Here is a 25245-nt window from a genome sequence, read left to right on the forward strand (position 1 = left end):
ATACTAGTTGCAACCGATGAGAAAGACGTCGCATGACGCACTCGCACCTGCCGCCCCTCCGCTTGTCGCTGGCCGCGACGCTCGCTCTTGCCGCCCTGACCCTCACGGGCTGTACCGCTGACACGTCGTCGCAGGGTTCTGACGCGTCTCCCTCCACAGGAGGGACGCTCACCTACGCCTCTGGCGACGCGGAGCCGACGTGCCTGGATCCCCACGTCGGTGGCAACTACCCCCAGGCCCTGGTCTCCACCCAGTACCTGGAGTCACTGGTCTCTCGCGACTCCAGTGGTGAGATCATCCCGTGGCTCGCAGACTCGTGGCAGGTGAGTGACGATGCCCTGTCGTGGGAGTTCACCCTGCGCGACGGCGTCACCTTCACCGACGGCACGGCGTTCGACGCGTCCGCGGTGGCAGCGAACATCGCCCACGTACAGAATCCGGAGACCGGGTCATCGACCGGCTACCTTGGCCTGCAGAAGATCGCAGGCACCGAGATCGTCTCTCCCCTGGTGGTGCGCATCAACCTGAGCGAGCCGGACAGTGCCCTGCTCGAGTCGCTGTCCCAGCCCTGGGTTGCGATCGAGTCTCCAACCGCGCTGGCACGTACCCTCGACGAGAACTGCCTCTCCCCCGTCGGGACGGGCCCCTTCGTGGTGTCGAACTGGGTGAAGCAGGACTCCATCACGCTCACCCGCAACGATGACTACACCAGCCCCCCAGCTGACGCCGGCCACACGGGCGCCGCATACCTCGACCAGATCACGTGGAAGTTCATCCCTGACTCCGCCACACGGTACGCCGCCCTCCAGGCCGGCGAGGTCGACGTGATCGACAACGCGCAGCCGGACACCATCGTGCAGGCGGAGCAGAGCGGGAACATCCAGCATGTCGACGCTCCCCGGCCGGGGGCAGCGAACCGCATTGAGCTGAACGCCGGGAAGGCGCCGTTCAATGACCAGGCGGTACGAGAAGCGTTCATCAAGAGCGCCAACGTCGACGATGCCGTAGCCAGCCTGTTCTTCGGCACGGCAACTCGCTCTGCCTCAGCGCTCTCCAGCATGGAACCGCTCAGTGTGTCTCGCCCCGACCTGTTCGGCTACGACCCAGACGCTGCGAATGACCTGCTCGACGCCGCTGGCTGGGGCACCCGGGACGCCGATGGCTACCGGGTCAAGGGCGGCGAGCGCCTGAGCGTCGAGTTCCCCGTGAGCACGAACCAGTCGATTCCGGCCGAACAGTCGGTGTTCGAACAGATCCAGGCCACCGCGAAGGAGACGGGCTTCTTCGTCACGCTCTCCCCCATGGACCTCTCCAGCTGGTACACGGCCCTTGGCTCCAACGAGTACGACGCCGTCAGTGCTCCGTACACCAAGGTCGGCCCTGACGTGTTGCGCTTCCTGTACCACTCTGACGGCATCACCCCAGCGCCGAGCGGGTACTTTGCCAACCATGCCCAGGTCAATGACCCGCAGCTCGACGAGTACCTCTCCGCTGCCAGCCAGACCTCTGAAGCGGATGAGCGTGCCTCGCTCTACACGGATGCCCAGAACCTGCTCCTCGAGGGCTACTACATCCTGCCGCTGTATGACCAGCAGAATCATTACCTGCTCGGCGCCGATGTCGAGGGCGCGCGGCCACTGCCAACGGTGTCGACTCTCACCTTCTACGATGCGTGGCTGAACTCCTGAGCACGCTGACGCGGGACTCGGTGCGGCGTCGGACACTGCGGCGTCGGTCACTGGCTCGCTGGCTCCTCATCCGTCTCGGTGGCGCCGTGTTCGTGCTGTGGGCGGTCGCCACCCTGACGTTCTTCGCCGTTCGCTTGATTCCCGGCGACCCGGCAGAGGCGATACTCGGCGGTCCTGGCTCACAGACATCACCGGAGGCGCTGGCGGCGGTACGTGCCCAGTACGGTCTCGACCAACCCCTGCTCGTGCAGTACCTGGCGCAACTGGGTCGACTGGCGACAGGTGACCTTGGCCGCTCGTATGCACTCAAGGTCGACGTTGCGCCCCTGATCGTCTCGCAGCTCTGGGGCACGCTGCTCCTCGCCGGCTGCGCACTGCTGGTGGCGTGGGTATTCGCCATCCTGCTCGCGCTCTGGTCAACCCGCGGTGGCCGTGTCGCCTGGATGATCGGCTCAGGACTCGAGATCGTGGCCGCTGCCCTGCCAGGCTTCTGGCTGGCGACGGCACTCATTGTGCTCTTCAGCTCCTGGTTGGGCTGGCTCCCCCCGATCAGCACCCCAGGGCCTGTTGGCCTGATCCTGCCTGTGCTCGCCCTGGCCATACCGCTGGCCGGATTCCTGGGCCAGGTGATGCGGGAGCCCATGAGCGCAGCGCTTGATGCGCCATTCGTCGTATCGGCGAGGGCACGGGGAGAAGGCGAGATCGGCATCCGTGTGCGCCATGTGTTGCGTCACGCCGCCCTGCCGGCCATCAGCCTGTCTGGGTGGGCGTTCGGCTCTCTCATCAGTGGCGCCGTAGTGGTGGAGACCATCTTCGCCAGGCCAGGCCTTGGCCGCACCCTGCTGAACGCCGTCACGGTGCGTGACGTGCCCATCGTCATTGGCGTTGTGCTCGTGGTCGCCATTGCGTACATGCTCATGACCATCCTCACCGATGCGCTCAGCCGCATCGTCGACCCGAGAGTGCGAACAGCATGAGTGAACTCGACATCCAGGCCGGGTTTGGCCGATCGAGGGGCCAGGCCGGGAGCGGGTCCAGTGCATCGCCGTTGCCCGCTGGCCGACGTATCGGGATCGCCGAGCTGGCCGCAGCACTGGTGGCGCTGTTCCTGGTCATCGCGGCCCTGTGGCCGACAGTCCTCGCCCCCGGTGACCCGCTTGCCATCCATCCGCTCGATGCGTTCCGCTCACCGTCTGCCGCCCACTGGTTCGGCACAGACGAGTCTGGTCGCGACATCTACACGCGGGTGATCCACGGCACCGGCAGTTCACTGCTGATCGGCGTCGTCGCCACGGTCATCGGGTTGGGCCTTGGCAGTGTGCTCGGCACGATTGCCGGCACCCTCGGGAAAGCCGTCGACTTCGGAGTGAATCGCCTCCTTGAGGTGATGTTCGCCTTCCCAGGTCTCCTGCTTGCCCTGCTCTTCATCCTGATCCTCGGACCTGGCCCCGGCACTGCGACCATCGCCGTTGGCCTGTCCACGGCGCCAGGGTACGCGCGGATCATCCGCTCGCAGCTCATCTCAGTGCGCTCGTCTGGCTTCGTCGAGGCAGCAACAGCCCTCGGCCGCACCAGGGGCCAGGTTCTCCGCCGTCATATCCTGCCCAACACCCTTGCACCGCTCTTCGTACTCGGCACCCTGGGCATCGGCCAGGCCATCGTGTGGGCCGCAGCACTGTCGTTCCTCGGCCTCGGCGCCCAGCCGCCCGCCGCTGAGTGGGGTGCCATGCTCTCCGCAGGGCGCACCTACATCACGACGGGCTGGTGGATGAGCTTCTTCCCCGGCCTGTTCATCGTGCTCACCGCCGTCTCGGCCACGATGCTCGGCCGGGCCATCGAGAAACGGATGCGTCACGCATGAGCCGTACTGTCCCCCTGCCCACAGCCACCACACCGAGCCAGGATGCGGCGAGCGCCGTGGTCTCTGTCCGCAACCTGAGCGTGGGGTTCGCCGCGCACCCTCCCGTCGTCGACTCCGTGTCGTTCAGCGTCGCCCCCGGAGAGTGCCTGGCGATTGTCGGCGAATCGGGCTCTGGCAAGAGTGTTACCGCTCGCAGCCTCCTCGGCCTGACCGGTGCCGGCTCCTGGGTGCGGGCGGATGAGCTGCACATTGGCGGGGCGTCCGTGCTCGGACTGTCGGAGCGCGACTGGCGTGCCAAGCGGGGAACGGATGTCGGGCTCGTGCTGCAGGACGCCCTCGGCTCCCTTGACCCGTTACGCCCAATCGACAGGGAGATCGCCGACTCTCTGCGCCTCCACACGTCGCTGGACCGTGCCGGCATCAGCCATCGTGTAGCGGAGCTCGCAGCCAGTGTCGGACTGGAGGATACCCGTTCCCTCCTCTCGGCCCGCTCTGGGGAGCTCTCCGGCGGACAGCGCCAGCGCGCCCTGATCGCATCCGCCATCGCACTTGACCCGCCGCTCCTCATCGCCGATGAGCCGACAACGGCGCTCGACGTGACGGTACAGGCGCACATACTTGAGTTGCTCGAATCCCTGAAGCAGCGCGGCACTGCCCTCCTGCTCATCAGTCATGACCTGGCCGTCGTCGGCCGCATAGCCGACCGGGTTGCCGTGATGAGCGAGGGACGCATCGTGGAGATCGGCCAGACCGCTCAGGTGCTCACCGCCCCTGTCCATCCGGTGACCCAGGCCATGATCGCGGCCATTCCGGTCGACAAGCCGCGCGGCACCCGGCTGAGCGTGAGAGCGCATCCCGTGACTGACCGCACTGCTACTGACCGCACTGCGAAGCGAATGTCGCCGCCCCCTGGCGTTGAGCACTCGCCGGCCCTTGAAGCCATCGGCTTGACCAAGACGTTCGCCGTGCGCGGTGGTACCCGCCATACGGCCGTCGATGACATCTCGTTCACCCTGCAGCGCGGCACCACGCTCGGCATTGTCGGCGAGTCGGGCTCAGGCAAGACCACGACAGCGCGGCTGGCACTGGCCCTCACTGCAGCGGATGCCGGCGAGGTGCGCCTGTTCGGCCAGCCGTTCAGCGCTGCGACCGAGAAAGACAGGCGTGCGTTGCGGGCACGCGTTGGCGTGGTGTACCAGGACCCCCAGTCATCGTTCGATCCGCGCCTTGCGGTCGGCGACATCCTGCACGACGCCGTGCGCGGCAACAGCCGGGGTGGAGAACGGGGTAACGCACGGCGTGGCGAACGGCACACGCCCCTTCGCCGCCGCTCTCACACGCTGCCGGACGTGCTTCGCCTGCTCGACAGCGTTGGACTGACCAGCACAGTGCTCGGGCGACGGCCGGCAGAGCTCTCTGGTGGACAACGCCAGCGTGTGAGCATTGCCAGGGCACTGGCATCCGGTCCAGACATCCTGGTCTGCGACGAACCGGTCTCGGCGCTTGACGTGACGATCCAGGCCCAGGTGCTCGATCTCCTCACCGACCTGCAGCGCGAGTTGTCGCTCAGCATGCTGTTCATCTCGCATGACCTCGGCGTGATCCAGCACGTGAGCGACACGATCGCCGTCATGCGCGCAGGTCGCATCGTTGAGCAGGGTGATGCAGTCACGGTGTTTGCCCACCCAACGCATCCGTACACCAGGGAGCTGCTGGCCGCCGTGCCTCGACTGTCCTGACTCCCCTGGGCTGGAGCCCGCAGTGAGACGGCGCCGTGCTGAGGCACCTGCTGAGGCGCCGTGAAATCTACAGGGTCCCTCCGCTACGATCGGCCTCAGCATATGTCCGCCTCACTCAGGAGCACACTTGGCCCACCAGCATCCGCTTCACCAGACGATCACCGTGCAGTGCTGGTGTTGCCGAAGCCCACAGGAGTTCACGTTCAGTTCGCCGAGCGACCAGGTTGTCTGCGCACACTGCACAGCGCACACCGGCAGCTCACATGCTGAGCGACGCGACACCGACCATGTGCAGCTCTGGAGCGACCTGTACGCGGCAACCATCGCAGAGCACGCAGCGGCCCAGACCGCTGCAGAAGAGGCAAACCTGGCGCTCGCCGCTGAGCTGGCGGATGCCACGACGAAGATCGAGCAGCTGAGTGCAGTGGTCTCCCGTGACTTCGACCAGGCGCAGTCCAGCGAGGTTCGGGCCATGCTCGAGACCGACCTGGTGAAGAACGCCGAACGCAAAACGGATGCCGCACTGCTGCGCTACGACAGGGCAATGGCTGCGCTCTGGCGCATTAGCCAGGAGCACCAGCTCGATGCCACCCCTCCCCGGCCGAACCAGCCGCTGCGCTGCAGTTGCGGCACCCCCGTCACGGAGTGCGTCGAGTGGGCAGCGCTTGAATCCGTGCGCCAGTTGCTGGAGACGTGGGAGTCAAAGCAGCGCCGCCTTGTAGCGGCAGGTGTTCGCTCAGCACTGCCGGCAGAGCACCCCGATCTGCGCGGCACAGCCCCGATTTCGCCGCGTGATTCTGGGCGACGCCGCTAGCGCCCAGCGGCACTCGACGGCCCTCAACTTCGCGAGCCAGCGCGCTACCGGTAGGTTTGACTCAAGAAACTAGAGGCACCTCACCCCTGACACGGTGCCGTATATCACGAACCGGAGAATCATGAGCGCCGCTGACCGCGTCCCAGAAAAACCAGCCCTCGAAGGACTGGAAGCCAAATGGGAAACCGCCTGGGAAGAGCAGGGCACGTACCGATTCGACCGGGACTCTGCCACCCGTGAGTCGATCTACTCGATCGACACGCCCCCGCCGACCGCATCAGGGTCGCTGCACATCGGACACGTGTTCTCGTACACGCACACGGATGTCGTCGCGCGCTTCCAGCGCATGAAGGGCAAGAGCGTCTTCTACCCGATGGGCTGGGACGACAACGGCCTGCCAACTGAGCGTCGCGTGCAGAACTACTACGGTGTGCGCTGCGACCCGAAGCTGCCGTACGACGCCGAATTCGTTCCGCCGTTCGAGGGTGGCGAAGGCAAGAGCATCAAGGCCGCTGACCAGAAGCCGATCAGCCGCCGCAACTTCATCGAACTGTGCGAGCGCCTCACCGCTGAGGACGAGAAGCAGTTCGAGGCCCTGTGGCGTTCACTCGGTCTGAGCGTCGACTGGACCCAGACCTACCGCACCATCGGCCACGAAGCCCTCTTTACCTCCCAGCTCGCGTTCCTCGGGAACGTTGAACGCGGCGAGGCGTACCAGGCCATGGCCCCGACGCTGTGGGACGTCACGTTCCGCACCGCTGTCGCCCAGGCAGAGCTGGAAGACAAAGACCAGCCAGCCGCATACCACCGCGTGTCGTTCCACAAGCCTGACGGATCGACCATCGAGATCGAGACCACCCGGCCTGAGCTTCTCGCCGCCTGCGTCGCCCTCGTTGCACACCCCGATGACGAGCGCTTCAAGCCGCTGTTCGGCACCACCGTGCGGACTCCGTTGTTCGACGTCGAGGTTCCGATCCTCGCTCACCACCTCGCCCAGAAGGACAAGGGCAGCGGAATCGCAATGATCTGCACCTTCGGTGACGTGACCGACGTTGTCTGGTGGCGTGAACTCGACCTGCCGAACCGCGCGATCATCGGCTTCGACGGCCGCATCATCGCCGACAAGCCCGACGTCATCGTCTCAGAAGCCGGTATTGCCGCATTTGAGCAGCTGGCCGGTAAGACGGTCTTCTCTGCAAAGCAGACCATGGTCGACCTCCTCCGTGCCAGCGGCGACATGATCGGGGAGCCGAAGCCGATCGTGCACCCGGTGAAGTTCTTCGAAAAGGGCGACAAGCCCCTGGAGATCGTCTCGACCCGTCAGTGGTACATCCGGAATGGCGCCAGGGACGAAGCACTGCGCTCACGCCTGCTTGAGCACGGCTCAGAGCTGTCGTGGCACCCCGAGTTCATGAAGGTTCGCTACGACAACTGGGTGGGCGGCCTCACCGGCGACTGGTTGGTCTCCCGCCAGCGCTTCTTCGGCGTTCCACTGCCCGTCTGGTACCCGCTCGACGCCGATGGAAATCCGCTGTTCGATGAGCCGATCCTCGCCACCCGCGAGATGCTGCCCGTTGACCCGTCAAGCGAGCCGGCTCCCGGCTTCGATGAGGCGTTGCGCGACCAGCCCAACGGCTTTATCGGCGAAGTTGACGTGATGGACACCTGGGCGACCTCCTCCCTCACCCCGCAGCTTGCCGGTGGCTGGGAGCGCGATCCTGAGCTGTTCGACCTCGTGTTCCCGTACTCGCTGCGCCCACAGGGCCAGGACATCATTCGCACCTGGTTGTTCTCGACCATGCTGCGTGCCGAGCTGCAGCACGGTGTTGCACCGTGGAAGCACGCGGCACTCTCCGGCTTCATCGTCGACCCCGACCGCAAGAAGATGTCGAAGTCCAAGGGCAACGTCGTCACTCCGGCCGGGATGCTCGAGCAGCACGGTTCAGATGCTGTGCGCTACTGGGCAGCATCGTCACGCCTCGGCACTGACGCGGCCTTCGATCCACAGAACCCGACGCAGATCAAGATCGGTCGCCGCCTGGCGATCAAGATCCTGAACGCATCGAAGTTCATCCTGACGTTCGAGGGTGACGCCAGCGCCCAGGTCACCGAGGCTGTCGACGCAAGCATGCTCGCCAACCTGCGTGAGGTTGTCGCGCAGGCCACCACCTCGTTCGAGAACTACGACCACGCACGGGCCCTTGAGCTCACGGAGAGCTTCTTCTGGACGTTCTGCGACGACTACCTCGAACTAGTCAAGGAACGCGCGTACGGAGACACGGATGCCGCACAGGCTTCTGCTGTCGCAGCCCTTCGCATTGCGCTGTCAACACTGCTGCGCTTGTTCGCTCCGTTCGTGCCGTTTGCGACCGAAGAGGCCTGGTCATGGTCGAACGACGGCTCGGTGCACGTCGCGCCGTGGCCCGTAGCCGCTGACCTCGAAGCAGGGGCAACCGGCAACATCGCACTGCTCGGTTTGGCCAGTCGTGCACTCACCGGCATCCGACGCGCGAAGACGGATGCGAAAGCTTCTCAGAAGTCTGCCGTCGTTTCTGCTGTAATTAGCGGTACACAGGACGAGGTGAGCTTGCTCGCACAGTCCGCCGCAGATCTCAAAGCAGTCGGTCGAATCAGCGAATTGACGTTCGTTGAGGGAAATGAATTAGCTGTCACTGACATCGTTCTTGAAACGGTGCCAACGAGTGAGGAGAACTGAATGTCAGTACACGTGCGGCCACTCGGGGACAAAGACTTCTTCCCCTGGCTGGGACTCTTCGAGGGCTACAGCGAGTTCTACGAAAGTGAACTCACGGACGAGAAGGCTCTGCAGGTCTGGAGCTGGATCATTGACAAGAATCACGACCTCGACGGTGCTGTCGCGGTTGATGAGAACGGTGAGCTCGTCGGATTCGTGCACTTCCGTCAGTTCCCGCGCACGCTGAGCGCCGACATGGCATTGTTCCTTGACGACCTGTTCGTGGTGCCGAGCTCCCGGAGCGCCGGGATCGGTCGCCAGCTCATGAGCTACGTGCAGGACTACGCTCGCGCGCACAACCTGCACCAGGTGCAGTGGATCACGGCAGCAGACAACGAGGATGCCCAGCGTCTCTATGACGACATCGGTACCCGCACCTCGTGGGTCACCTACGAGCAGGAAGTCTAAGGCTATGCAGCTTGGTAGCCGTTGGCCGCTCGGAGGCACTGCGCCGACCGGCCTGCCCGAAGTTGTCGAGATCGCGCTTCAGGCCGTCGAGGGTGACCTCGCGGCCGGTGACGCTGACACGTCGGACTGGCGCTGGACGCTGACCTGGTTGGAGGGCAGTCCCGTTATCGAACTCGATGATGGCACCGTCATCCGCTACATCAAAAAAGATGACAGCGCCACGATCACCCAGCCGGTTGTCGAGAGCGACGATGACGAGGATGACTGGATCTAGCATCTGAACGTAGCAACGGGCCGCCCCAAACATTGGGTCGGCCCGTTTGTCGTTTAAGGCCGATGAGCGTGGCCCGAATCCACGTTGAGCACGAAGGCTTGCATCGGACGCTTCAGTAGCGTGTGTTGGGATACCTCTCCGAACGGCTGCCATCCTTTGCTGGCATACAGGCGAACGGCCGAGCGATTGTCAAGCAGGGCGTGGAGCACGGAGCGCTTATGGCCCAGTCGCGCGAGATCTGCAGCGACGGCGTCCATCAACTCACTGCCAAGCCCGCGCCCCTGGGCGCCGGGTGCGACCGCGAGCAAACCAATCACTGGCGCGTCCAGCGGATCGCCCGGCAGTCCGCTGCCTGGCGTGGTGGCAAGCACGAAACCGAGCAGTCCAGAGGTCGGGTCTTCGACAACAATCCAGCACTCGGCGTGGTCGAACTTTGGTAGCGCCCGCTCGGCAACACCGCCGACCGCTACACCATCTCGTGAGGCGCACGCCTCGACCCACAGCCGAACACAGTCCGCCGTGTCGCGGGATCTACCTGTGCGGAACACCAACTCGGGCGCTGAGACTTGGCACTCGGGTGTCACATCGCTACCCATTCCAGCTCCGATCTATAAGAACCAGGGTCCGCCCTGAGCTGTCGGTCCCTGTGATCACTTCGGTGAAATATCGACCGCTGGAGATGGACTTCACGCCTGTGACGGAGACGAAACCGAGCTCCTCGAATTGTTCCATTCGGTTGGTGTTGAATTCTCCGTCAGGCACAGGGGGAAGCCCGGGCGGTTCGACAGCCTCAGGCAACCGTACGAGTCCCCACTCTGAGCCGGCGAAAAGAAACTTACCCGTTCCAGAATCCAAGACTTCGCTGTTGTCAGGAAGGTCGAGTCGCCCGACATCCTCGAGAAAAGACAGCTTCAGATCGACGCAGCTCTCCGGGTCGTAAACAGCACATGTTCCCGTGGATGTATCTTGCGTAGGCCAAATGAAAGTCTTCATGGCGAACCAGCCGGTGACCGTCAACATCACGCATACAGCGACGACCATGATCACGGTGAACACCATCTTGGGTGCTCTGCCGCCGAGTGGCGGCACAGTCGTGTGTTCAACCGCGCCAGGCACCAGGTCTTCAATGTTTCCCATCGCGATCATCCTAGGGGCCGGAGCTTCCTAGGGCTCGGCGAATGCAGATAGCGTCGCGCTCTCTTCAGGAGGAGCTCGGCTACGCTTGTGCGAAATTGGACTCAACTCCTTGCACGTGTGCGCAGCTTGCCTGCTGCCAGCCTAAAAGGCGCCAGCTCAGTGGGGGTTCAGTCCGTTCGGCGGTGTTGGCGCTGATCAGCTAGCTGATCTGCCAACCGGGTCGGGGACTTCGTCGCGACATGCCATCGCCGGCGGTTGTCGAGCCAGACCGGGGCCATAACCTCTGGGACTCCGTCGACCATCCGGATCTGCCAGTCCGACCGGTGAATGGTGCGGTGGTGGAACCAGCACAGGGTCACCCCGTTGCTGACATCGGTCGGACCGCCGAGCGCGGCGGGGATCACGTGGTGGATCTCCGCCCACGCTGCGGGGCTTTGGCAGCCAGGGATGATGCAGCCGCCATCCCGGAGGGTGATTGCCCGGCGTTGCTGCCCGGTGAAGCACCGGTCGGGAACGCCGAGCTCGATGATCTTGCCCTTCTTGCTGATCGTGACCGGTTGAACACCGCCGGTGCAGATCATCTGCTCCGTCGTGACGATTGAGATCGGCGCGACCTGCCCGTCAATGTGACCGGCACCGGTACCGGACTCGAGGTCTTCCTGCCTGACGCTGACCAGCACCGTCGGCGCTGCCCCGCCAATCGTGGGCGCTTCGGCGCTTCGCGCCGCATTGTCAGCCATCATCGCCAGCAAGTCGTGGCCGAGCTGGTCCCTGGTGCGGTCGTCGTGCTCCAACGACTGCTGCTCGAGTTCGAGGTCGCGTTCTTCCGCGGTGAGCATCTTCACCTGCGCGGACCGCGGCGACATGTATGCGTCCATCAGCCGCTGGATCTTCGCGGCGACCTCGGGCATCAACCCGCCAGACACCGTTACCAACCCGTCGCGGACCCCACCCAACCGAAACCCCCGGTTGTGCATGGCCTGTTTCTCGTCGGGTTCCACCCCGTCGGGGTCGATGAACGACTTCCACACCAGCGCGTGCACCTCGATCAGACCCGCGGACTCCGGGACCGTCGGTTCGGCGCCCGGCTCGATCGGGACCCCGGTCGCCGCGGCCACCAACGCCGCCTCAGCCTCCTGCACCGCAGAAACCTCGATCCGGCCAAGCAACGGAGCCAACGTGCCCACGATCACCTCGGCGCTGTCCAGGCCGAGCTGGCCTGCGGCCAGCCCGGCAGCGACCGCGGGGAACTTCGGCGGGAACGCCATGCCATCCAACCCGTACTGCGTGCGCACCTGCCTGCCCAACCGGATCCGCTTCGCGATCGTCTTCGGCGACACCAACGTCAACCGCTCCAACAACTCCGTGGAGTTGCGGCAACCACGCTTGGACGAGAGCCGCTCCGACACCTCCAGCGTCGGTCGGGACCGCTCATCAATATCAGTGGACACCGCAATGCGGAGAGCGTCCGCGCACCGGCCAGCACGCTCCGCCACAACCGCTAGTGCCACAACGTCGTCTTCACTCAACCCGGGGACAGCGGCACACGGGCGCATCTCGGAATACTCTTCGGTGAATGCCTGCAGCATGTCTAGAGCTGTGCGGGCATCCTCGATGTTGAGCATGATTCAATAGTACTGCAGTTCGAGTAATTAAGCGAGGGATTCTCACAAAGGTTCGAACATTTGTATTCTCGAGACCTGCCACAGGGCTCGAGAAGGTGCAGAGAGGCTTTCAGACGCAACGCGTCCACAGATTGGGTCGCTGGATTTCGAGACGGCCGCGGGCGGCCTCCTCAATCAACGAAACCGAGATACTCGCATCCGCCGTGTCGTCACAGCGCTCTGCGCGCGAGGATCTCCCCGTGTGGCAAGCCGATCCATCCGTCGCGGTTCGCCGCCCACGCCAGCCACGCAGCCGACATCTCTCGCAGGTCAGCCAGGGTTGCGGCTCCCGACTCGATGGCGTGTGCCGCAAAGTTCGATTCCGTTGCGCGGGCTGCCCACATTTCGCCCCACCACTCGCGTTCGGCGTTGGAGCTGAAGCACCAGATCGACGCGTTCGCCTGCACGTCACTGAAGCCCGCCAGGTGCGCCCAGGCTTTGAGTGCGCGGCCGGCATCCGGTGTTCCGCCGTTCCAGAACGCCACGTCGCGGTACGCCGTCATCCAGAGGGCAAGCCCTGGCAGTTCGGGGTACCAGGCCGTGCCACCGTAGTCGACGTCACGCACCGCAAGGAGACCGCCCGGCTTCAGCACCCGCTTCATCTCCTTGAGGGCCGCGACAGGGTTGGCCAGGTGCTGCAATACCTGGTGGGCATGCACGATGTCGAAGGAGTTGTCGTCGAACTCGAGGGAGTACACGTCGCCGACGTGAAAGCTCACGTTGTGCACACCCTCGTCGGTGGCCAGGGCGTTCGCCTGCGCGACGATCTCAGCCGATTGGTCAACACCGCGCACAAAGCCAGGGGCCACCCGCCGAGCGAGGTCAACTGTGATCGTGCCTGGTCCGCTGCCCACGTCGAGCACGGTGAGACCGGCCGCAAGCTCTGGGATGAGATACGCGGCGGAATTCTCCACCGTGCGCCAGGCGTGAGACCTCAGCACGCTCTCGTGGTGGCCATGCATGTATTCGTCCCGTACTGGTACGTCAACGGGTTCAGGCGAGTCAGTCATGACACGAGCCTACGACTGAAACCCGGCGGCATCCGGCCAATCTAGAGTAGGTGGATGGTCGACTCCGCAAATCCCTTCCTCAGCCAGAGCACGCTTCCGTTCCAGCTTCCCCCGTTTGCCACAATCAAAGATGAACACTACCGGCCGGCATTTGAGCAGGGACTCGCGGAGCAGCGGGCAGAGATCGACGTGATCACGGCCTCGACCGATGCGCCCACCTTCGAGAACACGCTCGTCGCTCTGGAGCGAAGCGGCGTGCTCCTGAATCGTGTCGCGGAGGTCTTCTTCAGCGTGTGCTCGTCAGACGCGTCCGACTTCACGGCCGCGCTCCAGGAAGAGCTCGCCCCACTCCTTGCTGCGCACCAGGATGCCATCACTCTCGACCCAACGCTCTTCGCCCGAATCGCCGCGCTGCATGCCCAGCGGCATTCCCTCGACCTCGACGCAGAGTCGCTCTATCTCGTCGAGCGGTACCACACCGAGTTCACCCACGCGGGAGCGGCTCTCTCCGACGACGACAAGGCGCAGCTGCGTGAGCTGAATGCCGAGCTCTCGACCCTCACCACCCGGTTTGAGAAGAATCTCCTCGCCGACACAAACGCGCTGGCCGTCATCGTCGATTCAGTCGATGAACTCGACGGACTGCAGCCTGGGGCCATCTCTGCCGCCGCGGAAGCGGCGAAGGACCGTGGCCTTGAGGGCAAATTCGTGCTCACACTCGTGCTGCCGGCATCGCAGCCGGTGCTCGCCGAGCTGACCAATCGCAGCGTGCGCGAACGCGTGCTTCAGGCGTCACGCTCGCGCGGCATCCGCGGAGGTGAATTCGACACCCGTGCCCTCGTGCTCGAGATCTCCGCGCTGCGGGCCAGGCGTGCTCGTCTGCTCGGCTTCGACAACCACGCTGCCTACGTGGCAGCAGACCAGACGGCCAAGACACCGGATGCCATCCACGACATGCTCGCACGGCTCGCACCGGCCGCAGCCCGCAATGCGCGGACAGAGCAAGCCGCATTGCAAGACCAGGCCGCCACACAGCTTGAGGCGTGGGACTGGGCGTTCTATACCGAAAAGGTGAGGCAGGCCGAGTATGACGTTGATTCTGCGGCGCTCCGCCCGTACTTCGAACTCGAGCGGGTGCTGCACGACGGTGTCTTCTACGCCGCCACGCAGCTCTACGGGGTCACTTTCACCGAGCGTCACGACCTGGTCGCCTGGAATGCAGACGCGCGGGTATTCGAGGTGACGAACGACGATGGCTCCCCCGTCGGCCTCTACATCGCTGATTTCTACACCCGCGACTCCAAGCGTGGCGGCGCCTGGATGAATTCCCTCGTCTCGCAGTCAGAGCTGCTCGGCACCCCCACCATCGTGTGCAACAACATGAACATCTCACAGCCCGGCGCCGGTGAACCAACGCTGCTCAGCTTCGACGAGGTGAACACGCTGTTCCACGAATTCGGGCACGCGCTCCACGGCCTGTTCGCACAGGTCACCTACCCCAAGTTCTCCGGCACGAACGTCTTCCGTGATTTCGTGGAGTTCCCCAGCCAGGTCAATGAAATGTGGATGCTGTGGCCGGAGGTGCTGAGCAACTATGCGAGGCACCACGAGACAGGTGAGCCGCTGCCGACCGACGTCGTGGAGCGCATCGCGGCGTCATCCGCTTTCAACGAAGGATTCTCCACGAGCGAGTACCTGGCCTCTGCCATGCTCGACCAGTCGTGGCACCTCATCGACGCAGACACTGCCATAGCGGATGTCGCTGCGTTCGAGGCCGCGGCCTTGGCCGAAGCCGGCCTCGACAATCCCGTCGTCCCGCCGCGATACTCCAGCACGTTCTTCGCGCACACCTTCGCTGGCGGCTATGACGCCGGCTACTACTCCTACATCTGGAGCGAGGTGCTCGACGCAGACACCGTTGAGTGGTTCAGGGAGAACGGTGGCCTCACCCGCGAGAACGGCGACCGGTTCCGGCAGCTGCTGCTCGGCGTTGGCGGCAGCGCTGACCCGCTTGAGGCCTACCGCAACTTTGCCGGGCGCGATGCGGACATCCAGCCGTTGCTTGACCGCCGCGGGCTCAACTAGCTACGGGCTCAACTTGCTGCAGGATCAACTAGCTGCGGGCTCAACTAGCTGCGGGCTCCAGCAGGGCTGCCGGTGACCACACTCAGTCGACGAGCGCCCCTGCTGTCAGGTTGGAGATCACACCGGTCATCGACCCCGCACGATCGGACGCTGCGAATGCGAGGTACTCGGCGACATCAGCGAGCGACGGCAACTTACCGAGCAGCGTCGTGCCCGCCAGCCCGTCGAGCCACTCATCCATCCCGATACCGCTGCCCGCGGCGATGCGGCCGAACATCTTCCCCGTGTATGAGGTGTCGTACGCGTCGGCCATGGCGTGCGGCCGCACGCACACCACACGTACGCCAGACGGACCCAGTTCACCAGCCAACGCTCGCGAGAATCCCTCAAGGCCTGCGCTCTGCGCGGCATTGCCGATGAGCCCACGCCCCGTGAGTCTCGCGCCCGGCGTTGAAATCGTGAGGATCACGCCACTGGATTGCAGGGTCATCGGCCGCGAGACGGCTTTCGCGGTGACGAAGTTGGTCTGCAGGTAGCCGACGACGGGATGAAGGAAGTCGTCAAGCGACGTGTCAGCAATGGAGAGGCCCTGAACGTGGTCGAACCCGACAGCGTTCAGGGCGACATCGACGCGCCCAGCGGCATCCGTCACCTCGTCGATATGCCGGTCGACGGACTCCTGGTCCATCGCATCGACGACGGCGATCGAAACCTGGGCCCCCGCAGCGCGGGCACCGGATGCCGCTGCCTCGAGCCGCGGCAGGCTGCGGCCGGCGAGAAACAACCTGGCGCCTTCGCGGGCGAACACCCGGGCAGCTGCGCTCCCGATGGATCCCCCGCCGCCGTAGATGACGGCGACCTTGTCTTCGAGCAACATCATGCAACTCCACTCTCGTTGAACATTCGTGTGAATCTATTGAGGATCTCTGTCCATCCTTCGGTGTGCTTGCCAACGGCCTCTGCGTCCGGCAACTTCTCATGCCGCACCTCAACCACGGTGGCATCGCCGTCTGGCAGAAAGCTGACGCGCACCAGCGAGTCCTCGTGGTGCGTTGCAATCGATCGCCAGGAGAACGTGAGCTCGCGCGGTCGATCGATCACGATATACCTGCCGGTGTGCACGAACGAGCCGCCTGGGTCGTTCATCGTGATCGCGAACGACCCGCCAACCCGTGGGTCTGCGACAGCACCCGATGGTTCGCTGCCGTCACGACGCATCCAGAGCGCCAGGCTTGCTGGATCGAGCCAGGCGTCAAACAGGCGTTCAGCGGATGCCGGGATCCGCCGACTCACCGTGACGACGGCCCTCATCGTTCCTCGCCGCCCGTCAACAGTTGTTTCGCGTGTTCGGTGGTGTCGTCGAGCACAAAGGCCTCGAGGGCTGCCAGCCGTTGCTCCCAGAAGTCACGGTAATGCTGCATCCACAATGCGGCCTCACCCAGTGCCTCCGCGCGCAGCGAGAGCACGTGGTCACGCCCGCGCACGTGCCGCTCCAGCAGCCCGGCCCGCTCGAGCACTTTGATGTGCTTGCTCGTGGAGTTCAGCGAGATGGGAAACGCACTCGCGAGGTCTGTGACCCGCGCATCGGAGACGAGGAGGCGGTCAAGGATCGCCCGCCTGGTCGGATCGGCCACGGCACCCAGTACGGTGTCGAGGCGGCCTGCGTCACGACCGCCTGCATCACGCTGATATTCACCCATAGGGGTGAATATATGCCTTACCCTATTCGGCGGTCAATGCCCCTGTGCGATCACGCCGCGTCCAGCCGAGCCAGAGCATGACCACTCCGCCGACGACAAGACCCCAGAATGCCGAACCGATACCGACGACAGACACCCCTGATGCGGTCACCAGGAACGTGGCGATGGCGCTGATGCGGTGCTTCGGGTCGTCAAGGGCGCCCGTGACGCTGGTGACGAGTGCGCCAAGCAGGGCAAGACCGGCAACGGCGGTGATGAGGATGGGCGGCGAGGCTGCGACCAGCGCTGCGGCAAAGCCGGCTCCCAGACCAAGCACCAGGTAGACGGCACCAGACGAGACAGTGGCGATCCAGCGCTTGTCCTTCTCCGGGTGCGCCTCGGGGCTCGCCATCAACGCTGCCGTGATGGCAGCCAGGTTGATGCTGTGGGCGCCGAAGACCGAGCCGGCTGCCGTCGCGAGGCCAGAGCTCACCAGCACGGCGCGCGGCGGAGCCTCGTAGCCGAAGGTCGACATCACCACGAATCCCGGAACGTTTTGGCCGGCCATCGTCACGATGAACAGCGGCAGCCCGAGGCTGACGATCACCAGCGGGTCGAACACGGGCGGGGTGAAGACGAACGCTGGCTGCACCGTGCTCGCGCCCAGCCATTCGGTTCCGGCGGTCAGCCCGATGCCGATGAAGGCCACCAGCATCGCCGCAGGGACAGCCCAGCGTGGCGCAAGCCGGAACAGCGCCAGCCAGACGACGATGACTGGGATGGCCAGCAGCGGCTGTTCAACGGCTGCCGTGACAGGCGCCAGGCAGATGGGAAACAGGATGCCGGCCAGCATCGCGCTGGCAATCGGCTTGGGAATGCTCGTGATGGCACGACCGAGCGCCGGCCACAGCCCGCTCAGCACAATGAGCACCCCGCAGACCATGAATGCGCCGACGGCCGCCCCGAAATTGTCGGTGCTGCCGCTCGCTGCGACGAGAAGGGCGGCTCCCGGCGTCGACCAGGCAAACGAGAGGGGCATCCGAAACGCCAGCGGAAGTGCGATACACACGATCCCGACGAGCACGCAGAGCGTCAGCAGACCGGATGCCGCTTGCGCGTCACTGGCCCCCACAGCGTGAAGGCCGGCAATGACCAGCACGAATGAACTGGCGAACCCGGTGAGTGCGGCAACGATCCCCGCAGAGATGGGTTGAATGATGGGTTATGCGGACTTCTCTTCGCGACGATCGTGCAGCACGATCGTCGGTGCTGCGTTGTCGAGCACGGCTTCCCGTGTCACGACGACCCTGGCGACCTCACTGCTGGATGGCACCTCGAACATGATCGGACCGAGCACTTCTTCCATGATGGCGCGAAGTCCTCGTGCCCCGGTCTTCCGAAGCACGGCGAGGTCTGCGATGGCTTCCAGCGCTGGCTGCTCGAAGTCGAGCGCTACACCGTCGAGCTCGAACATCCGCTGGTACTGGCGAACGAGCGCGTTCTTCGGCACCGTCAGAATCTGCATGAGTGCAACCTGGTCGAGCTGGGTCACGGTGGTCACGATCGGGAGCCGACCGATGAACTCTGGGATCAAGCCGAACTTGTGGAGGTCTTCCGGCAAAACCTCGCTGAAGAGGTTCACGTCGTCGCCCTTGCTGTGCAGGGGGGCGCCGAAGCCGATGCCCTTCTTGCCTGCGCGAGACGAAATGATTTCTTCGAGCCCAGCGAATGCACCGGCAACGATGAAGAGCACGTTCGTCGTGTCGATCTGGATGAATTCCTGGTGCGGGTGCTTGCGTCCGCCCTGCGGCGGGACAGAAGCGACGGTCCCCTCCAGGATCTTCAACAGTGCCTGCTGCACACCTTCACCGGATACATCGCGGGTGATCGACGGGTTCTCGGCTTTACGAGCGATCTTGTCGATCTCGTCGATGTAGATGATGCCGGTCTCAGCGCGCTTGACGTCGTAGTCTGCGGCCTGGATGAGCTTGAGGAGAATGTTCTCGACGTCTTCACCGACGTAGCCGGCCTCTGTGAGGGCGGTGGCATCCGCCACTGCGAATGGCACGTTGAGGCGTTTGGCCAGGGTCTGCGCGAGATAGGTCTTGCCACAGCCGGTCGGGCCGATGAGCAGGATGTTGGACTTGGCGATTTCGACGTCGTCGTGCATCGCTTCTGCAGCGGTCAGTGTGGTGCGCGCACGGACTCGCTTGTAGTGGTTGTAGACAGCGACGGCGAGGGCGCGCTTGGCGGCCTCCTGGCCAATAACGTATTCCTCAAGGAAGCCGAAGATCTCTTTGGGCTTGGGCAAGTCAAACTCGCTCGAGCCCTCTTCGTCGCCGGCTTCTGCCAGCCGCTCCTCAATGATCTCGTTGCACAACTCGACGCATTCGTCGCAAATGTACACGCCAGGACCCGCAATGAGCTGCTGTACCTGCTTTTGGCTCTTCCCGCAGAAGGAGCACTTCAACAGGTCGGCACTTTCGCCTATTCGGGCCATCTGTCAGCCTCCTCCATCGGTGTCGCTGTATTTGAGCCTAGCCGGTGCGACGGACAACATCGCGCACGACAGGCGAACCTCAATCGAGGAGGTGTCTCAGGTATCGTTCTGGCGCATCAAGAAACGCGCGCCACTCCCCCACGATCTGGAGATCTTCCCACGCCGACTCCCGAATTCCCCAATCGCCGAGCTCCAGGATGCGGGCGCCAGGCAGCGATGCGAGCACGGGTGAGTGCGTCGCGCAGAGGATTTGTGAGCCGTCGTCAGCGAGAGTCGACAGTGTGCGGAGACAGCTGAGCGTTGACGTGAACGACAGTGCGGCCTCCGGCTCATCGAGCACATAGAAGCCCCGCTTCGTCGCCTTGCGATCCAGCAGTTCGAGGAATGACTCTCCGTGGCTGAACTCGTGCAGGTCGACGTCGCCGCCCAGCGATTCCAGATAGCTGAAATAGCCGTGCATTGTCTCCGCACGCAGGAAGAAGCCCCAGCCCGAACCACGTTGCGGGCCGCGTTCCACATCGAGCCAGTCGGCCAGCGGCGATTCGCTCGGCCTGCTCGACGTGCCTCCATTCACGGAGCCGCCCTCTGCAGGGAGCCCGCTGGTCGTTGCGATGGCTTCGACGATCGTTGACTTGCCGCTGCCGTTCTCACCAACCAGGAATGTGACGCCTGGGCCCAGTTCGAAACCGTCAGCGATGAGGCTGGCTACCGCAGGTATCGTCGCCGGCCACACATCGTGATCAATCGCGGTACTCGCAGACACAGAAACGCGGCGGATGAAACGGCTGTCAGTCAGCCATTCATCCGCCGCGCTCACGAGACGTGCGTACTTACTTGACCAGCGTCGGAACGCCCTTGCGAGACGTCAGGATCTGGTCGATCAGGCCGTACTCGAGAGCCTCTGTAGCACCGAGGATCTTGTCGCGGTCGATGTCCTTGTGAACCTGCTCAGCAGTGCGGTTGGAGTGGAAGGAAATTGTCTCTTCCAGCCACGTGCGCATCCGCTGGATTTCAGCAGCCTGGATCTCGATGTCAGACGCCTGTCCGCCACCCTGGCCGCCAGCCGACGGCTGGTGGATGAGGATGCGGGCGTTCGGCAGTGCGAGACGCTTCCCAGGCGTTCCACCGGCAAGGATCACGGCAGCAGCGGATGCCGCCTGGCCGAGGCACACCGTCTGGATGTGCGGGCGGATGTACTGCATCGTGTCGTAGATCGCTGTCATCGCGGTGAACGAGCCACCGGGTGAGTTGATGTACATCACGATGTCGCGGTCGGGGTCCTGGCTCTCGAGCACGAGAAGCTGAGCCATGACGTCGTCAGCGGATGCGTCATCGATCTGCACGCCGAGGAAGATGATGCGGTCCTCGAACAGCTTGGCGTACGGGTCCTGGCGCTTGTAGCCATATGCCGTGCGCTCTTCGAACGTGGGGAGGATGTAGCGAGCCTCCTGCGCCTGCGGAGCTCGTCCCCCGGCCTGGTGACCAAAATTCGTGAATTCCATGTCTGTGTACTGCCCGTTCTACTTCTTGTTCACTGAGTCGTCGGTGCCGCCGCCGCCAACCACTTCCGACGCGAATTCGCGCAGGTGGTCAACGAAACCGTATTCGAGTGCCTCCTGGGCAGTGAACCAGTTGTCGCGGTCGTTGTCGATGAGGATCTGCTCGACCGACTTGCCGGTCTGTTCTGCCGTGAGCTCAGCCATCCGCTTCTTCATGTCAAGGATGACCTTGGCCTGAGTCTGGATGTCTGCTGCCGTGCCACCAAATCCGCCTGACGGCTGGTGAAGCAGCACGCGGGCGTTCGGCGTGATGTACCGCTTGCCCTTCGTGCCAGAGGACAGCAGGAACTGGCCCATCGATGCCGCGAGGCCAATGCCCACGGTGACGATGTCGTTCGGCACGAACTTCATCGTGTCGTAAATTGCCATGCCTGCTGTGATCGAGCCACCTGGTGAGTTGACGTACAGGAAGATATCCCGCTCAGAATCCTCTGCGGCAAGCAGCAGGATCTTGGCACAGATCTCGTTGGCGTTGTCGTCACGGACCTCTGAGCCGAGCCAGATGATGCGGTCCTTCAGCAGTCGGTCAAAAACACCGGGTGTAGGTGTCTGGTCGGCCATGTCGTGCTCCGTTTCAGTTATCGCTTGGTTTTGAATCTATCGGAGGTAACGCGCCAGAACGGGCGTGTTCGCCCTCGGCAGATTGCGGGGCGTGCAAACACGACAAAAGGGCCGGATGTCAGCGACATCCGGCCCTTTGGTTTACACGGTAAAACTACTTCTTGGCAGCAGCCTTCTTCTTCGGCTTGGCTTCTGCTTCGGCGTCAACCTCAGCGTCGGCTTCTACGTCAGCGTCAGCTTCTACGTCAACGTCAGCAGCGTCGTTGTTGGGAACGACGGCGGTGAACTCAGCGAGGTCAACCTTGTCGCCGTTGCTGTCAACGACCTCAGCCTTGCCGAGGGCAATCGCGAGTGCCTTGTTGCGAGCAACTTCGGCAACCATCGACGGAATCTGGCCGTTGGCGGAGAGAGCCTGAACGAATTCGCTCGGCTCCATGCCGTACTGGCTTGCGCCCTGGATCAGGTACTGGGTGAGCTCGTCCTGGCTGACCTGGACCTTCTCTGCCTCAGCAATGGTGTCGAGCAGAATCTGCTGACGGAAGGTCTTCTCGCTGGCCTCAGTCACCTCTGCGCGGTGCTCAGCGTCTTCGAGGCGGTTCTCGCCCTCGAGGTGACGGTGAACTTCGTCTTCGATGATTGCAGCGGGGATCGGAACCTCAACGGCTTCGAGAAGCTGCTCGAGGAGCAGTTCGCGGGCCTGGCTGCCCTGGCCGAAGACCTTGGAGCGCTCGACCTGGGTCTTGAGGCTGGCCTTCAGTTCGTCGACGGTGTCGAATTCGCTGGCGATCTGTGCGAAGTCGTCGTCGAGGGCAGGAAGCTCGCGCTCCTTGACAGCGGTGACGGTGACGGTGATCTCAGCGGTCTCACCCTCGTGGTCTCCACCGAGCAGGTCGGAGTTGAAGGTGGTGGTCTCACCAGCGGTGAGCGACTCGAGTGCCTCGTCGATGCCTGCGATGAGGTCGCCGGAGCCAACCTCGTACGAGATGCCGCTGGCGGTGTCGACCTCGACGCCCTTGATGGCGGCAACGAGATCGATCTGAACGAAGTCACCCGTGGTTGCGGGGCGGTCGACCGTGACGAGGGTGCCGAAGCGGCTGCGGAGCTTGTCGAGCTCTTCAGCGATCTCTTCGTCAGAAACCTCAACGGCGTCGACGGTCAGCTTCAGGCCGTCGTAGGTGGGGAGCTCGATCTCTGGACGAACGTCAACCTCGATGGAGAGCAACAGTTCTCCGGAGAAGTCCTTGTCGCTCGGCCATTCGACGATGTCTGCGGCTGGGCGGCCCAGGGGGCGAAGCTTGTTCTCTTCGACGGCTGCGCGGTAGAAACCGTCGAGGCCCTCGTTGACAGCGTGCTCGAGAACAGCCATCTTGCCAACGCGCTGGTCGACGAGTGCCGGCGGAACCTTGCCCTTGCGGAAACCAGGGATGTTCATCTGCTCGGCGATGTGGCCGTAAGCGTGGGTGATGCTCGGCTTGAGTTCATCGGCCGTCACCGTGATGGTGAGCTTGGCGCGTGTCGGGCTCAGCTTTTCGATCGTGGACTTCACGTAGGGATCTCCTGTTGTTGAACGATGTTCTGGAATATATGGTCGGGGCGACAGGATTCGAACCTGCGACCTCTCGGTCCCAAACCGAGCGCTCTACCAAGCTGAGCTACGCCCCGGGCATTAATTCAACCCGGTTGACCTTTCCGCTGCGGCCAAGTTTTCACCTGACTCACGGAATGACCTCGGTCAGTCTACTGCACAGGATCGGACCACATATGTCCACCCTCAGGTGGCACAGCAACCTGTCAAACGTGTACTACGATATTCGAGTGCCCAGCAAACGGGTGCTCGGGGATGTAGCTCAATGGTAGATCCTCAACCGGCCAAAGTGGTGGCGAGGTCTTCACGATCCCCTACGCTTTAAGGGATCGGTCAACAACTAAATATTGAATTTCGGCGTAAAACCGCCGTATTCGGGGCTGTAGCTTAGTGGTAAAGCCTCTGTCTTCCAAACAGATGATGCGAGTTCGATTCTCGTCAGCCCCTCAGGAAATAAAGACCGGCCATCTGGCCGGTCTTTTTTGTTTCCCGTCTTTGTTTCCCCGTCCTGCCCCTCCACGGCGACGACGGAGCACACTGCAGTCATGGCGAGTGATCCCGAAATTTCACCTGAGAATTCGCTGGGAACTCCCGACCCAGAGAGATCCCCGGCGCTCCGCGCGCAGCTGCTTGCGACAGAGCACTGGAGCCTGCTGGCCTCGCGCAGCACCACTCAGAGCGAAGTACTCACCAGAATCAGTATTTTCCTGACCCTGACATCCGCTGGATTGGTCAGCCTCGCGTTGATGGGACAGGCGACGAAGTTCAGTGGCGTTTTCCCTGGCTTTGCGATCGCGGTGCTTGCGATCGTGCTGGTTGTTGGCATCCTGACCCAGCTGCGGGTGAAGAACGTGAACATGGAAGACCTGCAATACGTGCTGGCCATGAATCGCCTGCGAGCAGCGTACGAAGAACTTGATCCGGGTATCGAACGCTTTTTCATGACGTCGCGCTTCGACGACTTCGCCGGCTCCCGCCAGACCTACTACTCGCTCACCAAGCGCGGCGCCAGCCAGGTGCTGGGGAGCAGTCTCGTCTTCATCATCGCCGTGAATTCAACGCTGTTCGGCCTGCTGGCTGCAGTCTTGCTCTCGCTCTGGACCGCGAGCCAGCTCGTGGCCGCAGTTGTCGGGCTCGCTGCCGGGCTCGTGTTCTTCGCCCTGTCGCTCTGGCACGCAACGAGTACGTACTTCAGGTTCTGGAAGACATACACGCCCCAGTTCCCCAGCAGCGCTGCCTAGCGCTGCAGAAACGCTAGCGCTGCAGGAACGCCAGCACGGCGAGCACCCGCCGGTGATCTGTACCCGAGTCTTCGAGGGCAAGCTTCTGGAAAATTGACGTCACGTTCTTCTCGACGGCTCCAACACCAATCACGAGTGCCTCTGAGATCCCCGCATTGGTGCGCCCCTCCGCCATCAGGCCGAGCACATCCCGCTCGCGGGGAGTCAACGCCTGCAGCGGATCGGTGCGCCTCGCGAGCAGTTCCTTCACCACCTGGGGGTCGAGAACCGTGCCTCCTGCGCTCACGCGAGAAACGGCATCCTTCAGTTCCTCGAGGGACGCCACCCGATCCTTCAGCAGGTAACCGAGGCCACCCTCCCCCGCCGACAGCAGCTCGTGAGCGTAGGTACCCTCGACGTACTGGCTGAGCAGCAGGACGCCGATCCTCGGAAGGCGCTTCCGCAATTCAAGGGCAGCACGGATGCCTTCATCCCTGAACGTTGGCGGCATCCGTACGTCGAGAACCGCGAGATCCGGCCTCAGCGTTTCGACCTCTGCCAGCAGCGAGTCCGCATCGCCATACGCGGCCACCGTGATGAACCCCGCTTCGTCGAAGAGCCGAATCAGTCCTTCGCGGAGCAAGACGGAGTCTTCGGCGAGCACGAGTCGCAGGGGTAGGGCGGCAGGTGAGGCGTCAGTCATCCC

Annotated in this window: 24 protein-coding genes and 2 tRNA genes; 11 read left to right on the forward strand and 15 right to left on the reverse strand. The window is 63.6% G+C overall.

The features are described 5' to 3' along the window. Nucleotides 1–32: 32 nt before the first annotated feature. The 8 genes from AC25Z0_RS06295 to AC25Z0_RS06330 all read left to right on the forward strand — a co-directional run bounded on the left by AC25Z0_RS06295 (nucleotide 33) and on the right by AC25Z0_RS06330 (nucleotide 9539). Nucleotides 33–1688 (forward strand): ABC transporter substrate-binding protein, encoded by a 1656-nt coding sequence (locus AC25Z0_RS06295; RefSeq protein ID WP_488132627.1) that lies wholly within the window; start codon nucleotides 33–35, stop codon nucleotides 1686–1688. Next, entirely contained in the window at nucleotides 1673–2665 is a 993-nt protein-coding gene (locus AC25Z0_RS06300) for an ABC transporter permease (RefSeq protein WP_488132628.1), read from the forward strand. The genes AC25Z0_RS06295 and AC25Z0_RS06300 overlap by 16 nt, the downstream gene beginning before the upstream one ends. Then, the gene (locus tag AC25Z0_RS06305) at nucleotides 2662–3549 is read left to right on the forward strand and encodes an ABC transporter permease (RefSeq protein WP_488132629.1); all 888 of its coding nucleotides are present in this window, start codon (nucleotides 2662–2664) and stop codon (nucleotides 3547–3549) included. Before AC25Z0_RS06300 ends, AC25Z0_RS06305 begins: the two co-directional genes overlap by 4 nt. Then, complete coding sequence (locus AC25Z0_RS06310) at nucleotides 3546–5288, forward strand: dipeptide ABC transporter ATP-binding protein (protein WP_488132630.1); 1743 nt, start codon at nucleotides 3546–3548, stop codon at nucleotides 5286–5288. Before AC25Z0_RS06305 ends, AC25Z0_RS06310 begins: the two co-directional genes overlap by 4 nt. Nucleotides 5289–5415: 127 nt before the next feature. Next, nucleotides 5416–6102, forward strand: a complete 687-nt coding sequence (locus AC25Z0_RS06315; RefSeq protein ID WP_488132631.1) for a hypothetical protein — start codon at nucleotides 5416–5418, stop codon at nucleotides 6100–6102. Nucleotides 6103–6223: 121 nt separating this feature from the next. Next, nucleotides 6224–8818 carry a valine--tRNA ligase gene (gene valS, locus AC25Z0_RS06320; RefSeq protein ID WP_488119339.1) on the forward strand — a complete coding sequence of 865 codons (2595 nt, stop codon included), beginning with the start codon at nucleotides 6224–6226 and terminating at the stop codon, nucleotides 8816–8818. After that, the gene (locus AC25Z0_RS06325; RefSeq protein ID WP_488119340.1) at nucleotides 8819–9265 is read left to right on the forward strand and encodes an N-acetyltransferase family protein; all 447 of its coding nucleotides are present in this window, start codon (nucleotides 8819–8821) and stop codon (nucleotides 9263–9265) included. 4 nt (nucleotides 9266–9269) lie between these two features. After that, nucleotides 9270–9539, forward strand: a complete 270-nt coding sequence (locus AC25Z0_RS06330; RefSeq protein WP_488132632.1) for a hypothetical protein — start codon at nucleotides 9270–9272, stop codon at nucleotides 9537–9539. Between the two features lie 53 nt (nucleotides 9540–9592). Here AC25Z0_RS06330 and AC25Z0_RS06335 read toward each other — a convergent pair whose 3' ends face one another. The 4 genes from AC25Z0_RS06335 to AC25Z0_RS06350 form a co-directional block, all read right to left on the reverse strand. Beyond that, entirely contained in the window at nucleotides 9593–10135 is a 543-nt protein-coding gene (locus AC25Z0_RS06335; protein WP_488132633.1) for a GNAT family N-acetyltransferase, read from the reverse strand. Further along, nucleotides 10128–10676 (reverse strand): hypothetical protein, encoded by a 549-nt coding sequence (locus tag AC25Z0_RS06340; protein WP_488132634.1) that lies wholly within the window; start codon nucleotides 10674–10676, stop codon nucleotides 10128–10130. The genes AC25Z0_RS06335 and AC25Z0_RS06340 overlap by 8 nt, the downstream gene beginning before the upstream one ends. Nucleotides 10677–10843: 167 nt before the next feature. After that, a complete protein-coding gene (locus tag AC25Z0_RS06345; protein WP_488132635.1) occupies nucleotides 10844–12301 on the reverse strand; it encodes an HNH endonuclease signature motif containing protein in 1458 nt (485 codons plus the stop codon). A 209-nt stretch (nucleotides 12302–12510) separates the two neighbouring features. Next, nucleotides 12511–13350 carry a methyltransferase domain-containing protein gene (locus tag AC25Z0_RS06350; RefSeq protein WP_488132636.1) on the reverse strand — a complete coding sequence of 280 codons (840 nt, stop codon included), beginning with the start codon at nucleotides 13348–13350 and terminating at the stop codon, nucleotides 12511–12513. A 54-nt stretch (nucleotides 13351–13404) separates the two neighbouring features. Here AC25Z0_RS06350 and AC25Z0_RS06355 point away from each other — a divergent pair, with 54 nt between their 5' ends. Next, the gene (locus AC25Z0_RS06355) at nucleotides 13405–15435 is read left to right on the forward strand and encodes a M3 family metallopeptidase (RefSeq protein WP_488132637.1); all 2031 of its coding nucleotides are present in this window, start codon (nucleotides 13405–13407) and stop codon (nucleotides 15433–15435) included. Nucleotides 15436–15517: 82 nt separating this feature from the next. On the opposite strand, the gene AC25Z0_RS06360 is transcribed toward AC25Z0_RS06355, so the two are convergent. From AC25Z0_RS06360 to AC25Z0_RS06405, 10 genes are all read right to left on the reverse strand, one after another. Then, nucleotides 15518–16315 carry an SDR family NAD(P)-dependent oxidoreductase gene (locus AC25Z0_RS06360; protein ID WP_488132638.1) on the reverse strand — a complete coding sequence of 266 codons (798 nt, stop codon included), beginning with the start codon at nucleotides 16313–16315 and terminating at the stop codon, nucleotides 15518–15520. Beyond that, complete coding sequence (locus AC25Z0_RS06365; protein WP_488132639.1) at nucleotides 16312–16746, reverse strand: SRPBCC family protein; 435 nt, start codon at nucleotides 16744–16746, stop codon at nucleotides 16312–16314. The genes AC25Z0_RS06360 and AC25Z0_RS06365 overlap by 4 nt, the downstream gene beginning before the upstream one ends. Next, nucleotides 16743–17135 carry an ArsR/SmtB family transcription factor gene (locus AC25Z0_RS06370; RefSeq protein WP_488132640.1) on the reverse strand — a complete coding sequence of 131 codons (393 nt, stop codon included), beginning with the start codon at nucleotides 17133–17135 and terminating at the stop codon, nucleotides 16743–16745. Before AC25Z0_RS06370 ends, AC25Z0_RS06365 begins: the two co-directional genes overlap by 4 nt. Before the next feature lie 22 nt (nucleotides 17136–17157). Then, nucleotides 17158–18333 carry a benzoate/H(+) symporter BenE family transporter gene (locus AC25Z0_RS06375; protein ID WP_488119532.1) on the reverse strand — a complete coding sequence of 392 codons (1176 nt, stop codon included), beginning with the start codon at nucleotides 18331–18333 and terminating at the stop codon, nucleotides 17158–17160. Nucleotides 18334–18336: 3 nt separating this feature from the next. Beyond that, nucleotides 18337–19614, reverse strand: a complete 1278-nt coding sequence (gene clpX, locus AC25Z0_RS06380; RefSeq protein ID WP_488119348.1) for an ATP-dependent Clp protease ATP-binding subunit ClpX — start codon at nucleotides 19612–19614, stop codon at nucleotides 18337–18339. A 79-nt stretch (nucleotides 19615–19693) separates the two neighbouring features. Then, nucleotides 19694–20431, reverse strand: a complete 738-nt coding sequence (locus AC25Z0_RS06385; RefSeq protein ID WP_488132641.1) for an AAA family ATPase — start codon at nucleotides 20429–20431, stop codon at nucleotides 19694–19696. A 13-nt stretch (nucleotides 20432–20444) separates the two neighbouring features. Then, nucleotides 20445–21116, reverse strand: a complete 672-nt coding sequence (locus tag AC25Z0_RS06390; RefSeq protein WP_488119350.1) for an ATP-dependent Clp protease proteolytic subunit — start codon at nucleotides 21114–21116, stop codon at nucleotides 20445–20447. A gap of 18 nt (nucleotides 21117–21134) precedes the next feature. Further along, on the reverse strand, nucleotides 21135–21755 hold the full coding sequence (locus AC25Z0_RS06395; RefSeq protein ID WP_488119533.1) for an ATP-dependent Clp protease proteolytic subunit: 621 nt from the start codon (nucleotides 21753–21755) through the stop codon (nucleotides 21135–21137). A gap of 133 nt (nucleotides 21756–21888) precedes the next feature. After that, the gene (gene tig / locus AC25Z0_RS06400; RefSeq protein ID WP_488132642.1) at nucleotides 21889–23280 is read right to left on the reverse strand and encodes a trigger factor; all 1392 of its coding nucleotides are present in this window, start codon (nucleotides 23278–23280) and stop codon (nucleotides 21889–21891) included. Nucleotides 23281–23319: 39 nt separating this feature from the next. Then, nucleotides 23320–23396: transfer RNA gene (locus AC25Z0_RS06405), tRNA-Pro, on the reverse strand. Nucleotides 23397–23695: 299 nt separating this feature from the next. Here AC25Z0_RS06405 and AC25Z0_RS06410 point away from each other — a divergent pair. Together AC25Z0_RS06410 and AC25Z0_RS06415 are read left to right on the forward strand one after the other, a co-directional pair. Then, nucleotides 23696–23766: transfer RNA gene (locus AC25Z0_RS06410), tRNA-Gly, on the forward strand. Between the two features lie 98 nt (nucleotides 23767–23864). Continuing rightward, nucleotides 23865–24560 carry a hypothetical protein gene (locus tag AC25Z0_RS06415; protein WP_488119352.1) on the forward strand — a complete coding sequence of 232 codons (696 nt, stop codon included), beginning with the start codon at nucleotides 23865–23867 and terminating at the stop codon, nucleotides 24558–24560. Nucleotides 24561–24573: 13 nt separating this feature from the next. Here the strand turns inward: AC25Z0_RS06415 and AC25Z0_RS06420 are convergent, their stop codons facing one another. Next, nucleotides 24574–25242, reverse strand: a complete 669-nt coding sequence (locus AC25Z0_RS06420; RefSeq protein WP_488132643.1) for a response regulator — start codon at nucleotides 25240–25242, stop codon at nucleotides 24574–24576. Nucleotides 25243–25245 lie beyond the last annotated feature (3 nt).

The organism is Leifsonia sp. Y862 (assembly GCF_057669585.1).